This window comes from Aquipuribacter sp. SD81 (assembly GCF_037153975.1).
In the GTDB taxonomy this organism is placed as follows: domain Bacteria; phylum Actinomycetota; class Actinomycetes; order Actinomycetales; family JBBAYJ01; genus Aquipuribacter.
Genome location: NZ_JBBAYJ010000021.1, coordinates 16752 through 30258 on the forward strand (window position 1 = coordinate 16752; position 13507 = coordinate 30258).

Sequence of the window (13507 nt, forward strand, 5' to 3'; positions counted from 1 at the left end):
GCGGGAACACGCGCCGTGGTGGCGCCGTTGCCGACACCATGACAGCAGCCGGAGCGACCGCGGAGGCGGTGGGACAGGCCCCCGGAGGCGGCACGACCCGAATCGCTGGGCTGCCGTTCCGGCGGATAGCCTCGGCGACCATGGCCGAGGACACCAGCAGGGCTCCCGTCGAGGAGACCCCCGAGGAGCGCCGCGCCCGCTTCGAGGCCGAGGCCATGCAGTACGTCGACCAGCTGTACTCGGCCGCGCTGCGCATGACGCGCAACCCCGCCGACGCCGAGGACCTCGTGCAGGAGGCGTTCGCCAAGGCGTACGCCGCCTTCCACCAGTACCGCCCCGGCACGAACCTCAAGGCGTGGCTGTACCGCATCCTCACCAACGCGTACATCAACTCCTACCGCAAGAAGCAGCGGCAGCCGCAGCAGCAGCAGACCGAGGAGATCGCGGACTGGCAGCTCGCGCGGGCGGAGTCGCACACCTCCAGCGGCCTGCGCTCGGCGGAGGTCGAGGCCCTGGACGCGCTGCCGGACTCCGACGTGCGCGCGGCGCTGCAGAACATCCCCGAGGACTTCCGGATGGCCGTGTACTACGCGGACGTCGAGGGCTTCGCCTACAAGGAGATCGCCGAGATCATGGGCACGCCGATCGGGACGGTCATGTCCCGGCTGCACCGTGGTCGCCGGCAGCTGCGGGAGCAGCTCACCGACTACGCCCTCGAGCGGGGCTTCATCCGTCCGGAGCGCGACGAGGAGGTCGCCCGATGAGCTGCGGCAACCCGCACGAGACCGACTGCGCCGACGCGCTGGACCGGCTCTACGAGTACATCGACGGCGAGCTGACGCCCGAGGTCAAGGACAAGATCCGCGTCCACCTCGACGAGTGCGCCCCCTGCCTCGACGAGGCCGGCGTCGAGCGGGCCGTCAAGGCGCTCGTGTCGCGCTCGTGCTCGGAGACCGCCCCCGACGGGTTGCGCCAGCGGGTGCTCGCCCGGCTCGACCAGGCGCGCCAGCAGGCCGCCGACGCCTAATGGGGGCTGTCGAGCGGGTCACCGCTGGTGGCAGGCTCGGCTCTGGTAGCGGCCGGCAGGTCAGCACTCTCGCCGCCTGGACGCCATAGTCCTAGCCTCAGATCGTGCGCCTGCCGGTCGTGAGGAGGCGTGACCTCTGATGGGATGACGTGCCCGTCGGCTTCTGTCGTGAGGGGGCTGCGTGAGCACTTGACCATTAGGTCGGCGGCTGCCTCCTCCACGCTGCCGAGAGGAAGGCCGGGAGGCCAGGTCGAGCGTCTTGTGGGTGGCCTGACCGAGTGCCGGGACGAGCGGGTCGGGAGGCGAATGTGCTGTTCGTAGGGGATGACTGGGCCGAGGACCACCACGACGTGGAGATCCTTGACGAACAGGGCCGGCGGCTGGTGAGGGCGCGGCTGCCGGAGGGCATGGAGGGCATCAGCCGGCTGCACACCCTGCTCGCCGATCATCTGGACGAGGAGTGGGTCGACCCCGAGGCGGGCCTGGTCCGGCACCGGGTCGTCGTCGGGATCGAGACCGACCGGGGCCCGTGGGTGCAGGCGCTCCTCGCGGCCGGCTACCAGGTGTTCGCGATCAACCCGATGTCGGTGGCCCGTTACCGGGAGCGGCACTCGACGTCGGGGGCGAAGTCCGACGCCGGTGACGCGCACGTCCTGGCGGAGGTCGTCCGGCTGGACCGGGACCACCACCGTCCGGTCGCCGGTGACAGCGAGCAGGCGGAGGCGTTGAAGCTGCTCGCCCGCACCCACCAGTCCCTGATCTGGGACCGGCAACGCCACGTCCTGCGGCTGCGCTCGGCGCTGCGGGAGTTCTTCCCTGCCGCTCTCACCGCCTTCGCCGACCTCACCGCATCGGATGCGTTGGAGCTGCTCGGCAAGGCCCCGGACCCCGACCGGGCGGCTCGCCTCACGAGGACCGGTATCAGCGGGGCGCTGCGCCGCGCGCGACGTCGCGACATCGACGCAAAGACCAGCGAGCTGATCCGGCTGCTGCGGGCCCCGGCCCTGCGACAGCCACCAGCGGTGGAACGCGCCTACGCGGCGATCGTGACCAGCCAGGTCCGCCTCATCGCCGGCCTGGTCGAGCAGATCGACGAGCTCGAGCAGGTGGTCGGTGAGGGTTTTGGCCAGCACCCGGCCGCTGAGACCTACCTCAGCCAGCCCGGCCTCGGGACGGTCCTCGCCGCCCGGGTGCTCGCCGAGTTCGGGGACGACCCCCACCGCTACAGCGACGCCCGAGCCCGGAAGAACTACGCCGGCACCAGCCCCATCACCCGCGCCTCCGGCAAACGCCACGTCGTGCTGGCCCGCTACGCCCGCAACCGGCGCCTGGCCGACGCCGTCCACCAGTGGGCCTTCTGCGCCCTCACCGCCTCAGCAGGGGCCCGCGTCTACTACGACACCATCCGCGCCCGCGGCACCGGACACCACGCCGCTCTCCGACAGCTCGGCAACCGTCTCGTCGGCATCCTCCACGGCTGCCTCAAAACCGGGACCCTCTACGACGAGACCACTGCCTGGGCACACCACCACGCCCTCGCCGCTTGACCCCGCTACCCCATGGGATGTCTGAGGCGCCCGGGTCGTCCAGCGGTCCCGCACAGCACGAGGGCCCGGTCACCGCGACGGTGACCGGGCCCTCGTGCGTCTGAGCGGTCTCAGGCGTTCGGCTTCTTGCCGTGGTTCGCGCCGTTCTTCTTGCGGGCGCGGCGCTTGCGGGCGCGCTTGCTCATGCCAGCCCTCCTCGGGGTGTCGTCCTCGGCGCGGGCCGCCCGTGCTCGGCGGTCCCGCTTCGTCCGGCACGATGGTCCCATGGAAGAGGTGCGCGCCGAGATGGTGGCCAACGTGCTGAGCGTCGACGTCGCGGTCGGCGACCGGGTCGAGCCCGCCACCCAGCTGGTGCTCCTCGAGTCGATGAAGATGGAGATCCCCGTCCTGCCGGAGGTCGGCGGACGGGTGAGCCGCGTCGCCGTGGAGCCCGGGGACGTCGTCCAGGAGGGTGACCTGCTCGTCGTCCTGGAGTGACGCACCGCGACCGCCGGGCCGCCTCGGCCCGTCGCGGTCGTCCGGTCGGGGGTACCGGCGGGCCGGTGCGTCAAGGGCGCGGGACCGGGGGCCGATGGCACCCGTGTGAGCGAGACCCCACTGAGCGTCGTGCCCTTCCTGCGCGCCCTCGTCGAGCTGCGCGGCTCCGACCTGCACTGCAAGGTCGGCTCGCCGCCGCGCATCCGCATCGACGGCAGCCTGCGCAAGGTGCAGGCGCGGGCCCTCACCCCCGGTGACACCGAGCACATGGTCGGCGAGGTGCTGCGGGAGGACCTCCTCGCGGAGTTCCGCACCCGCAACGAGGCCGACTTCGCCTACTCGATCCCCGGCGTCGGCCGCTTCCGCGTCAACGCGTTCCGCCAGCGCGGCTCCGCGGGCCTCGTGTTCCGCCGGGTGTCGGTGGGCGCGATCCCGCTGACCGACCTCGGCCTGCCCGACGTCATCGCCCGGCTCGCGCTGGAGCCCCGTGGCCTCGTGCTCGTGACGGGTCCGACGGGCTCGGGCAAGACGACGACCCTCGCCGGGATGATCGACCACATCAACACCAACCGCGAGGTCCACGTCGTCACCATCGAGGACCCCATCGAGGTCATCCACACCGACAACCTCTCCATGATCAACCAGCGCGAGGTGCGCCTGGACACCGCCGACTTCGCGACCGCGCTGCGGGCGGCGATGCGCCAGGACCCCGACGTCATCCTCGTCGGCGAGATGCGCGACCACGAGACGGTCAAGGCCGCGCTCGCCGCGTCGGAGACCGGCCACTTCGTCATGTCGACGCTGCACACCACCGACGCGCAGGAGACGGTCAACCGCGTCATCGACTTCTTCCCGCCGCACGAGCAGAAGCAGGTGCGGCTCGCGCTCGCCGGCGCGCTGCGCGGCATCATCTGCCAGCGCCTCGTGCCCCGCGCCGACGGGCAGGGTCGCTGCGTCGTCATGGAGGTGGCGGTCAACACCGGCCGCGTCGCCGACGCCATCGTCGACCCCGACAAGACCTCGACGATCCACGACCTGCTGAAGGAGGGCGGCTACTACGGCATGCAGACCTTCGACCAGCACCTCGTGCAGCTCATCCGCGACGGCGTCATCACGCTGGAGGACGCCCGCCACGCCTCGAGCAACCCCCACGACCTGCAGGTCGAGCTGCGCCGCCTCGGTCTCGTCGCCTGACGGGCCGTCCGCCCGGCCCCGGGTGTCGGCCGGTTCCGGCCCGGCCGGGCCCGCCGCACCGCTAGAGCTCGTAGGCGTACGTCACGAGGTCGATGCCGGGGCCGGGGGACCAGTCGCGCTCCGGCGTCCGACGGAAGCCCATGCCCTCGTACATGCGGTGGGCGCCGGTCATGCGGGGCCCGCTCGACAGCACGAACCGGGTGAGCCCCTCGTCGCGGGCCCGGTCCAGGCAGTGCTGCGTGACGAGCCTGCCGACGCCGCGCCCACGGGCGGCCGGCGCCACCGCGAGCATCCGCATCTCGGCCTCGCCGGGACGGGCGAGCTCGGCCCACCGGTTGCCCGCGGTCGCGTACGTCGCGCTCGCGAGGAGCTCCGGCCCGGCGAGGGCCGCCAGCAGCACCGCCTCGGCGGCCCTGGGGGCCGCGTCCGCGACGACCCGCAGGTAGCCCTCCTCGTCGGCGACCAGCCGCTCGTCGCCGTACACCGCCGCGACGAGACGGCCGCAGCGCGCCACGAGAGCCGTCTCCTCGGAGCCGACCGCGCGGACCCGCACCGCGACCCGCTCCGCCGGGGCCGCGGTCACGGCCTCGCCCGGCCGTCGCTGTCGCCGCCGTCGCCGCCGTCGCCGCCGTCGCTGTCGCCGTCGGTGCCGTCGGTGCCGTCGGGCTCGGGACCGTCGGTGCCGGCCCCGCCGTCCGGCTCCCGGTTCTCGGCCGACGGCCCCGGCGTGCCGGCGCCCTGTGCCGCGAGCGCGTCGCGGCGCCGTCGGTACTGCAGCCACGAGAAGCCCCCGATGGCGAGGTCGAAGGCCCCGAGCAGCAGGGTGACGTCGACGAGGAACCCGGTCGAGCCGCTGCCGCGCAGCAGCAGGCCGACCGCGAGGATGACCGCGCCGAGGCCCGTGTAGCGCAGGGCGGTGCGCCGCAGGGTCGCCACCTGCGCCTCGGCCTGCGTCGCCGGGTCCGGGGCGGGGGCCGCGCCGGCTGCGGCGTCGGGCTCCGGAGCCCGGTCGGCGGGACCGGTCGCACCGGGCCGCTCGTCGGGCTCCCGTGAACCGTCGGGCCCTGCGGGCTCGCGTGACCCGTCGGGCCCGTCGGGCCCGTCGGGCTCGTCGGGCTCGTCCGGCCGGTCGGCGTCCAGGCCCTCGAGGTGGAGGTCGCCGTCGAAGCTCGTGGCGGACTGGGCGTCGTAGGCCTGCAGCGCCGTCTCCTGCTCGACGATGCCGACGACGTCGACGACGAGGTCGTGGAACGACGCGGCGTCGGCCCGGTCGCGGACGGGGAACGACACCGCCGCCTCGTGCGGGAACAGGCACACCTGCAGCCCCGAGGCGTGGACGGCCTCGGCGGTGTCGTCGGAGGTGCTGACGGCGACGTCGCCCGCCCGTTCGCGCAGACGGCGCAGCACGCGCTCCCACTGCGCGAGGCGCTCCGCGCCGAGCGGCTCCTCGACGGCGTCGCGGGCCTCGGCGGCGTCAAGCGCCTCGTCCCAGTCCTGGCCGGGCCGGCGCGGCACGAACAGCACGTCGTAGCTCACGCGGTCACCACGGTGCGGGTCCTCCTCGGACGTGCGACGGACGCCGCCCCGTGCGGGGCGGCGTCCGTCAGGCTACGAGGTCGCGGTGCGACTCAGGCAGCGGCCTTCTTGGTCTCCCAGAAGATCTCGGCGATCTCGTCGATCTTGCCGAGCAGCTGGTCGGCGACCGCGGGGTCCGTGCTGCCCTTGACGCCGCTGGCGCCCGCGAGCTTGGTGGTCTCGTTGAACAGCTCGTGCAGCTGCGGGTACTTCTCGAAGTGCGGCGGCTTGAAGTAGTCCGTCCACAGCACCCACAGGTGGTGCTTGACGAGGTCCGCGCGCTCCTCCTTGATCTGGATGGCGCGCTGCTTGAAGTCGGCGTCGTCGGAGCCGTGGAACTTCGTCATGCAGCCCTTGACGGACTCGGCCTCGATGCGGGCCTGCGCGGGGTCGTAGACCCCGCACGGCAGGTCGCAGTGCGCCGCGGCCTCGACGATCCAGGAACGGGTCATGAGATGCGCATCCTTCCGGCAGGCGTGTGGTCCGGGGGCGGGACGCCCACACCGGACGCCTGCGACAGTACCCGCGTGACCCCGAGGCCGCGCCCCGGCGCGAGCCGCCCCCGTCGCTGGCTGCTCGTGCGCGTCCGGGGCGTCTCGATGGAGCCGACGCTCGGCGACGGCGACCTCGTGCTCGCCCGTGCGGGCGCGTCGCCGCGGGTCGGCGACGTCGTCGTCGCCGACCTGCCCGGCGGTCGCGGCACCGGCGTGAAGCGCGCGGTGCACCGCGAGGACGGCGGCTGGTGGCTGGAGCGCGACAGCACCGGTGCCGGCAGCGACTCGTGGCTCTTCGGTGCGGTCGCCGACGACGCGGTCCTCGCCGTGGTCCGGCTCCGGCTGCTGCCCCGACCCGGTCGCCTGCGCCCCCGTCCGGGCCGTCCCGACGTGCCCGGCTGAGCCCTGACCTGCAGGCTCGGGGCATGACGCCGACGACACCGGCCCCCGAGCGTCCCGGTGCCCAGCAGTGGGTGCCGCCCGACGCCGACGTCGACGCCCTGCGGGCGGCGGCGACTGGCTGCCGTGGCTGCGAGCTGTGGGAGCCCGCCACCCAGGTCGTCGTGTCCGCGGGCAACCCGCGCGCCCGCGCCGTCCTCGTCGGCGAGCAGCCCGGGGACGTCGAGGACCGGCAGGGCATCCCCTTCGTCGGGCCCGCGGGGCGGCTGCTGCAGCGCGCGCTCGACGAGGCCGGCGTCGCGCGCGCCGACGTCTACGTGACCAACGCCGTCAAGCACTTCCGCTTCGAGCCGCGCGGCAACCGGCGCATCCACCAGACCCCCGAGCTCGCCCACATGGTCGCGTGCCGGCCGTGGCTGGAGGCCGAGGTCGCCGCCGTCGAGCCGGACGTGCTCGTCGCGCTCGGCGCGACCGCGGGCAAGACCCTGCTCGGGCCCTCGTTCCGCGTGACGAAGGAGCGCGGGCGCCTGGAGGAGCGCGACACCGTCGCCGGGAGGCGCCTCGTGCTGCCGACGGTCCACCCGTCCTCGATCCTGCGCGGGCCGGAGGAGCAGCGCGAGGAGGCCTTCGCCGCGCTCGTCGCCGACCTCGCCGTGCTCGCGCGCCACCTCGCGGGCTGAACGGCGCCCGGGAGCCGTCGCGGCGCGCTCAGGGCACGAGCACGACCTTGCCGACGACCTCGCCGGACACCATGCGTGCGAACCCGTCGGCGGCGTCCGCCATGGGCAGGACGCTGTCGACGAGCGGACGCACGCCGCTGCTCGCGCACAGCCGCAGCAGCCGGCCGAGCTCCTCGCGGGTGCCCATGGTCGAGCCGAGCACCCGCAGCTGCAGGAAGAAGACCCGCTGCAGGTCCGCGGGCGGCATGGCCCCGGACGTGGCCCCCGACACCACGACCGCGCCGCCCGGGCGCAGCGCGCGCAGCGAGTGCGACCACGTCGCCTCGCCGACGGTCTCCATGACGGCGTCGACCCGCTCCGGCAGCCGCTCCCCGCTGGGGAACGCCGCGTCCGCGCCGAGCTCCAGCGCCCTCCGGCGCTTGCCCTCGTCGCGGCTCGTCACCCACATGCGCAGCCCGGCGGCCGCGCCGAGGCTGACGAGCGCCGTGGCGACGCCGCCGCCCGCCCCCTGCACGAGCACCGTCTGCCCCGGCGCGGCCCCGGCCTTGGTGAAGAGCATCCGATAGGCCGTCAGCCACGACGTCGGCAGGCACGCCGCCTCCTCGAACGACAGCCCCGCGGGCTTCGGCACGAGGTTGCGCCGCGGCACGTGCACGGTCGTGGTGAACGTGCCGGGCCAGCGCTCGCTCAGCAGCGAGCGGCGCGGGTCCTCGGTCTCGTCACCCGTCCACGCGGGGTCGGAGACGACGCCGTGGACCACGACCTCCTCCCCGTCGGGGCCGACCCCGGCCGCGTCGGTGCCGAGCACCATCGGCATGCGCTCGGCGGGCAGCCCCACCCCCCGCAGGCTCCACACGTCGTGGTGGTTGAGCGACGCGGCCCGGACGGTGACCGGCACCCAGTCCGGCGGCGGGGCCTCGACCGGCTCGGGGGCCGTGTCGAGGACCTCGAGGGCGGCGAGCGGGTCGTCGGGGGACGGCTGGCTGACGACGACGGCGACCATGGCGTCGGTCTACCAGCCGCAGGCGGGTGTGTCCCGCCGGGCGATCCGGGGTACCTCCCCGTCGGCCGGGCCGTCGGCCCGGCGGCAGCCGACCCGCCCCTGCTCGGGGCACGAGGAGGACACGTGGACCACGAGGTGCGCGACGAGACCACGCGGCGCTTCATCGCCGCGCTGCGCAAGGTCGAGCAGGACGGGGACCTCGACGGGCTCGCCGGGCTCTTCACCGACGACGCCGAGGTGCTGAGCATCGACGGGCACGGCCCCCGGCAGGGCCAGGACGGCATCCGCGAGCTCTTCCGGGAGTACGTCGGGCAGTTCGACCGGCTGTCGACCACCTTCACGCAGGTGACGGAGGGGGAGAACCGCTCCGCGCTGGAGTGGACGACGGACGCGGTGCGTCCAGGCGGCCACGAGGTGACGTACACCGGCGTGACGGTCATCGACCGCGACGGGGAGCGTTGCACGGGCTTCCGCACCATCTACGACTCCGCCCGCCTCATGCAGAAGGTGGCGCCCTGAGCCGACCGGTCGCGCGCGCCGCACCAGACCGGGGTTGGACCGGTCGAGCCGCCGGACGTCAGGCCGGCGGCTCGACCCCCCACCAGGCGTACCAGCCGCCGTGGAGGACGAGGTACGCGAGCAGGCCGTAGCCCGCCTGCCCCGGGACCCGCCCGTCGGAGGCGGCGACGTCCCGCAGCCAGTCCTCGTGACCCCGGAGGGCGCCGTGGGTGTCGACGTAGGGCACGCGGCGCCGGTCGCACACGTCCGCGTACGCCGCGGACAGCTCCCCGACCGCGCGGGCGTGCGCGGCGTCGGGACCGTCGGGCAGCACAGGGGGCGGCCCGACGACCATGACGGGCAGGCCCCGGTTCTGCGCCGCGTCGACGACGTTGGCGACGTTGAGCCGGCTGCGGGCCACGGTCACGCCCTCCCGGGCGTCGGCGCGGCCGGGCGCGAGCACGAGACGGCCCCGCTCACCGAGCCGCGGCGCCGTCTCGGCCTCCCACCGCGCGGCCGTGCCGGTCGTCGTCTCGCCCGGCACCGCGAGCGGGTACGACGTGATGCGGAAGGACTCCTGGGGCGTGCGGGCGACGACCCGACCCACCCACCCGAGGGCGCGCGCGTCACCGCGCCCGGCGACGAGCTCGTCACCGAGCACGCAGAGCGCGACGTCGACCCGGGCGTCGCGCCCGTCGTGCCCCTGCTGCCGGTCGTCGGCCACCCTCAGCGCGCCAGCGCCTGCTCGACGAGCCGCGCCTGCTCGTCGGCGTGCCGGCGGGCCGAGCCCGTCGCGGGCGAGGCCGACGCGGGACGCGCGACGCGGTGCAGCGGCCGGCCCTGCAGCATGTCGTGGGTCTGCATGGCCACGAAGGTCCACGGGCCCTGGTTCTCCGGCTCCTCCTGCACCCACACGAGCGACGCCTCGGCGGGGTAGCGCCCGACCGCCTCCAGCAGCTCCTGCCGCGGCAGCGGCGCGACCTGCTCCAGGCGCAGGATCGCGGTGCGCTCGTCGCCGGCCTTCGCGCGTGCGGCCTGCAGGTCGTAGAACACCTTGCCGCTGCACAGCAGGACGCGGTCGACCTGCGAGGGGTCGGAGACGGACGCGTCGTCGACGACGGGCCGGAAGCCGCCCGTCGTGAAGTCCTGCACCGCGCTGGTCGCCGCCTTGAGCCGCAGCATCGACTTCGGCGTGAACACCACGAGCGGTCGACGTGGCTTCGCGTACGCCTGCCGGCGCAGCAGGTGGAAGTACGACGCGGGCGTGCTCGGCACCGCCACCGTCATGTTGTCCTCGGCGCACATCTGCAGGTAGCGCTCGATGCGGCCCGAGGAGTGGTCCGGGCCCTGGCCCTCGTAGCCGTGGGGGAGCAGGAGCACGACGCTGCTGCGCTGGCCCCACTTCTGCTCGCCCGCGGCGATGAACTCGTCGACGACCGTCTGCGCGCCGTTGGCGAAGTCCGCGAACTGCGCCTCCCACAGCACGAGGGTCTCCGGCCGCTCGACGGAGTACCCGTACTCGAAGCCCATGGCCGCGAACTCGCTGAGCAGCGAGTCGTACACCCAGAACCGCGCGTCGTCGGACAGCGCCGACAGCGGTGCCCACTCCGCCCCGCTCTGCCGGTCGATGAGGACGGCGTGGCGCTGGACGAACGTGCCGCGCCGGGAGTCCTGGCCCGCGAGGCGGACCGGGGTGCCCTCGGACACGAGCGAGCCGAAGGCGAGCAGCTCGCCGAAGGCCCAGTCGATGCCGCCGTCGCGCGACATCTGCCGGCGCCGCTCGAGCAGCGGCGACAGCTTGGGGTGCGGGGAGAAGCCGTCCGGGGGTGTGGCGAACGCGTCGCCGACGCGGTGGACGAGCTCCTCGCTCACCGCGGTCGCGCGGGTGTCCGCGGGCTCCGCGTCGTCCTGCACCTGCGCGCTCGGCAGCTCCAGGCCGGCCGCAGACCGCTGCTGGTCGGCCTCGCCCTGCCGCTGCCGGGTCGCCTCGCGGACCTCCTTGAACACGCGCTCGAGCTGGTCGCTGTAGTCGCGCAGCGCCGCCTCGGCCTCCTCGACCGTGATGTCGCCGCGGCCGATGAGGGACTCGGTGTACAGCTTGCGGACGCTGCGCTTGCCCTCGATGAGGGTGTACATGAGCGGGTTCGTCATCGAGGGGTCGTCACCCTCGTTGTGGCCGCGCCGGCGGTAGCAGATCATGTCGACGACGACGTCCTTGGCGAACTTCTGCCGGTACTCGAAGGCGAGCGCCGCGACGCGCACGCACGCCTCCGGGTCGTCGCCGTTCACGTGGAAGATCGGCGCCTGGATCATGCGGGCGACGTCGGTCGCGTAGTACGACGACCGGCTCGCCTGCGGCGCGGTGGTGAAGCCCACCTGGTTGTTGACGATGAGGTGGACGGTGCCGCCCGTGCGGTACCCGCGCAGCTGCGACAGGTTGAGGGTCTCCGCGACCACGCCCTGCCCGGCGAAGGCCGCGTCGCCGTGGATGAGGACGGGCAGGACGGGGAAGCTCGACCCGCCGAGGTTGATGCGGTCCTGCTTGGCCCGCGCGATGCCCTCGAGCACCGGGTTGACGGCCTCCAGGTGCGACGGGTTCGCCGCGAGGTACACCTTGGTCTGCGCGCCCGACGGCGCGGTGAAGGTGCCCTCGGTGCCGAGGTGGTACTTGACGTCGCCGGAGCCCTGGACCGTCTTCGGGTCCTGCTGCCCCTCGAACTCCGCGAAGATCTGCCCGTACGTCTTGCCGGCGATGTTGGCGAGCACGTTGAGGCGGCCGCGGTGCGCCATGCCGATGCACACCTCGTCGAGGCCGGCGTCGGCGCTGTCGCTGAGCACCTGGTCGAGGATCGGGATGATCGACTCCGAGCCCTCGAGGCTGAACCGCTTCTGCCCGACGAACTTCGTCTGCAGGAAGGTCTCGAACGCCTCCGCCGCGTTGAGGCGGCCGAGGATGCGCAGCTGCTCCTCGCGCGAGGGCTTGTCGTGGCCGTGCTCGACGTGGTCCTGGATCCAGCGCCGCTCCTCGGGGTTCTGGATGTGCATGTACTCGATGCCGACCGTGCGGCAGTAGGAGTTGCGCAGCACGCCGAGGATGTCGCGCAGCTTCATGGTCGGGCTGCCGCCGAAGCCGCCCGTGGGGAACGTGCGGTCGAGGTCCCACAGGCTGAGCCCGTGGGTCTGCACGTCGAGGTCCGGGTGCTTGCGCTGGCGGTACTCCAGCGGGTCCGTGTCGGCCATGAGGTGCCCGCGCACGCGGTAGGCGTGGATGAGCTCGACGACGCGCGCGGTCTTGTTGACCTGGTCGTCGTCGGACACCGAGACGTCGCGCACCCAGCGGATCGGCTCGTAGGGGACCCGTAGGCTCGCGAACACCCGCTCGTAGAAGCCGTCCTCGCCAAGCAGCTTGCGGTGCAGCAGCCGCAGGAAGTCCCCGGACTGCGCGCCCTGGATGATGCGGTGGTCGTACGTGCTCGTCAGCGTGATGGTCTTGCTGACGGCGAGGCGCGCGAGGGTCTCCTCGCTCGCGCCCGCGTACTCCGCGGGGTACTCCAGCGCGCCGACGCCGATGATGGCGCCCTGGCCCTGCATGAGGCGGGGGACGGAGTGGACGGTGCCGATCGTGCCCGGGTTCGTGAGGCTGACGGTCGTGCCCTGGAAGTCCTCGACCGTCAGCGAGCCGGACCGGGCGCGCCGGACCACGTCCTCGTAGCCGGCCCAGAACTGGGCGAAGTCCATCGACTGGGCGCGCTTGATGGCCGGGACCAGGAGCTGGCGCGTGCCGTCGGGCTTCGCGAGGTCGATCGCGATGCCGAGGTTGACGTCGCTGCTGCGCAGGATGCCGGGCTTGCCGTCGACCTCGGCGTACGCCCAGTTCATCTCGGGCAGCTCGCGCAGGCCCTCGACGAGGGCGAAGCCGATGAGGTGCGTGAACGACACCTTGCCGCCGCGTGCGCGGGCGAGGTGGTTGTTGAGCACGATGCGGTTGTCGATGAGCAGCTTCGCCGGCACCGCGCGGACGCTCGTCGCGGTCGGGACGGCGAGGCTGGACTCCATGTTGGTGACGACGCGGGCCGCCGGGCCCTTGAGGCGCGCCGGCTCGACCGGGCCCTCCTCGCCGGACGCGCTGGGCGACGGGGCGGACTGCCTGGACGACACCGGACGACCCTCCTGCTGGGGCTTCTGCTGCTGGGACTGCCGTGCCTCCGGAGCCGCCGCCTGCTCGCGGCGGGGCTCGGGCTCGGGCTGCTTCTGCTGGGGCTGCTTCTGCTGGGGCTGCTTCTGCTCGGGCTGCTTCTGCTCGGGCTGCTTCTGCTCGGGCGTCGCCCGCTCCGGCTCGCGCGCCGTCGCGTCGGCAGCGCCGGCGTCCGCGTCGTCCGCGCCGCCGTTCGACCCGCCGTTCGACCCGCCGGCCGTCGACGACTCGTCGCCGAAGAACTCGCGCCACTCCGGGGACACCGACGACGGATCCTTCCGGTACGCCTCCTGGAGCTCCTGGACCAGCCACTCGTTGGGTCCGAAGCCCGTCATCGGGTCGTCTGCCGGGGTCTGCTGTGACACGGCGCGGATCGCCTTCTTCCCTGCACGCTGTTGTGTCGGCTCGCGGCGGCCAG

The 13507-nt window shown here is 73.7% G+C and carries 15 protein-coding genes; 8 read left to right on the forward strand and 7 right to left on the reverse strand.

Going from position 1 to position 13507, the window contains the following annotated elements; translation table 11 throughout:
* Positions 1–38: 38 nt before the first annotated feature.
* The 3 genes from WAA21_RS13090 (at position 39) to WAA21_RS13100 (ending at position 2574) form a co-directional block, all read left to right on the forward strand.
* The gene (locus tag WAA21_RS13090) at positions 39–764 is read left to right on the forward strand and encodes a sigma-70 family RNA polymerase sigma factor (RefSeq protein ID WP_336923260.1); all 726 of its coding nucleotides are present in this window, start codon (positions 39–41) and stop codon (positions 762–764) included.
* Positions 761–1027 (forward strand): mycothiol system anti-sigma-R factor, encoded by a 267-nt coding sequence (rsrA, locus tag WAA21_RS13095; RefSeq protein WP_336923261.1) that lies wholly within the window; start codon positions 761–763, stop codon positions 1025–1027. The genes WAA21_RS13090 and rsrA overlap by 4 nt, the downstream gene beginning before the upstream one ends.
* A gap of 308 nt (positions 1028–1335) precedes the next feature.
* Entirely contained in the window at positions 1336–2574 is a 1239-nt protein-coding gene (locus WAA21_RS13100) for an IS110 family transposase (protein ID WP_336923262.1), read from the forward strand.
* A 110-nt stretch (positions 2575–2684) separates the two neighbouring features.
* Here WAA21_RS13100 and WAA21_RS17965 read toward each other — a convergent pair whose 3' ends face one another.
* Positions 2685–2759, reverse strand: coding sequence for a 50S ribosomal protein bL37 (locus WAA21_RS17965; RefSeq protein WP_377002503.1), 75 nt, complete (start codon positions 2757–2759; stop codon positions 2685–2687).
* A gap of 79 nt (positions 2760–2838) precedes the next feature.
* Between WAA21_RS17965 and WAA21_RS13110 the strand changes: the two genes are divergently transcribed.
* Both WAA21_RS13110 and WAA21_RS13115 read left to right on the forward strand, forming a co-directional pair.
* Complete coding sequence (locus WAA21_RS13110; RefSeq protein WP_336923264.1) at positions 2839–3051, forward strand: biotin/lipoyl-binding carrier protein; 213 nt, start codon at positions 2839–2841, stop codon at positions 3049–3051.
* A gap of 105 nt (positions 3052–3156) precedes the next feature.
* Entirely contained in the window at positions 3157–4245 is a 1089-nt protein-coding gene (locus tag WAA21_RS13115) for a type IV pilus twitching motility protein PilT (protein ID WP_336923265.1), read from the forward strand.
* Between the two features lie 61 nt (positions 4246–4306).
* Here WAA21_RS13115 and WAA21_RS13120 read toward each other — a convergent pair whose 3' ends face one another.
* The 3 genes from WAA21_RS13120 to sodN form a co-directional block, all read right to left on the reverse strand.
* A complete protein-coding gene (locus tag WAA21_RS13120; RefSeq protein ID WP_336923266.1) occupies positions 4307–4828 on the reverse strand; it encodes a GNAT family N-acetyltransferase in 522 nt (173 codons plus the stop codon).
* Positions 4825–5781, reverse strand: a complete 957-nt coding sequence (locus tag WAA21_RS13125; RefSeq protein ID WP_336923267.1) for a hypothetical protein — start codon at positions 5779–5781, stop codon at positions 4825–4827. The genes WAA21_RS13120 and WAA21_RS13125 overlap by 4 nt, the downstream gene beginning before the upstream one ends.
* Before the next feature lie 92 nt (positions 5782–5873).
* The gene (sodN, locus tag WAA21_RS13130) at positions 5874–6272 is read right to left on the reverse strand and encodes a superoxide dismutase, Ni (RefSeq protein ID WP_336923269.1); all 399 of its coding nucleotides are present in this window, start codon (positions 6270–6272) and stop codon (positions 5874–5876) included.
* Positions 6273–6347: 75 nt separating this feature from the next.
* On the opposite strand from sodN, the gene WAA21_RS13135 reads away from it, so the two are divergent.
* Together WAA21_RS13135 and WAA21_RS13140 are read left to right on the forward strand one after the other, a co-directional pair.
* Positions 6348–6716, forward strand: a complete 369-nt coding sequence (locus WAA21_RS13135) for a S24/S26 family peptidase (RefSeq protein ID WP_336923270.1) — start codon at positions 6348–6350, stop codon at positions 6714–6716.
* A gap of 23 nt (positions 6717–6739) precedes the next feature.
* On the forward strand, positions 6740–7393 hold the full coding sequence (locus tag WAA21_RS13140) for a UdgX family uracil-DNA binding protein (protein WP_336923271.1): 654 nt from the start codon (positions 6740–6742) through the stop codon (positions 7391–7393).
* Between the two features lie 28 nt (positions 7394–7421).
* Here WAA21_RS13140 and WAA21_RS13145 read toward each other — a convergent pair whose 3' ends face one another.
* Positions 7422–8396 (reverse strand): zinc-binding dehydrogenase, encoded by a 975-nt coding sequence (locus WAA21_RS13145; RefSeq protein ID WP_336923272.1) that lies wholly within the window; start codon positions 8394–8396, stop codon positions 7422–7424.
* A 123-nt stretch (positions 8397–8519) separates the two neighbouring features.
* On the opposite strand from WAA21_RS13145, the gene WAA21_RS13150 reads away from it, so the two are divergent.
* Positions 8520–8915 carry a nuclear transport factor 2 family protein gene (locus WAA21_RS13150; protein WP_336923273.1) on the forward strand — a complete coding sequence of 132 codons (396 nt, stop codon included), beginning with the start codon at positions 8520–8522 and terminating at the stop codon, positions 8913–8915.
* A 58-nt stretch (positions 8916–8973) separates the two neighbouring features.
* Here the strand turns inward: WAA21_RS13150 and WAA21_RS13155 are convergent, their stop codons facing one another.
* Positions 8974–9618, reverse strand: a complete 645-nt coding sequence (locus tag WAA21_RS13155; RefSeq protein ID WP_336923274.1) for a GDSL-type esterase/lipase family protein — start codon at positions 9616–9618, stop codon at positions 8974–8976.
* Positions 9619–9620: 2 nt separating this feature from the next.
* On the reverse strand, positions 9621–13454 hold the full coding sequence (locus WAA21_RS13160; RefSeq protein WP_336923275.1) for a multifunctional oxoglutarate decarboxylase/oxoglutarate dehydrogenase thiamine pyrophosphate-binding subunit/dihydrolipoyllysine-residue succinyltransferase subunit: 3834 nt from the start codon (positions 13452–13454) through the stop codon (positions 9621–9623).
* Positions 13455–13507 lie beyond the last annotated feature (53 nt).

Bases quoted from the DNA above. Each gene is read 5' to 3' on its own strand.
- WAA21_RS13145 (WP_336923272.1), bottom strand. From the start codon at position 8,396: ATGGTCGCCGTCGTCGTCAGCCAGCCGTCCCCCGACGACCCGCTCGCC.
- rsrA (WP_336923261.1), top strand. From the start codon at position 761: ATGAGCTGCGGCAACCCGCACGAGACCGACTGCGCCGACGCGCTGGAC.
- WAA21_RS13140 (WP_336923271.1), top strand. From the start codon at position 6,740: ATGACGCCGACGACACCGGCCCCCGAGCGTCCCGGTGCCCAGCAGTGG.
- sodN (WP_336923269.1), bottom strand. From the start codon at position 6,272: ATGACCCGTTCCTGGATCGTCGAGGCCGCGGCGCACTGCGACCTGCCG.
- WAA21_RS13090 (WP_336923260.1), top strand. From the start codon at position 39: ATGACAGCAGCCGGAGCGACCGCGGAGGCGGTGGGACAGGCCCCCGGA.
- WAA21_RS13110 (WP_336923264.1), top strand. From the start codon at position 2,839: ATGGAAGAGGTGCGCGCCGAGATGGTGGCCAACGTGCTGAGCGTCGAC.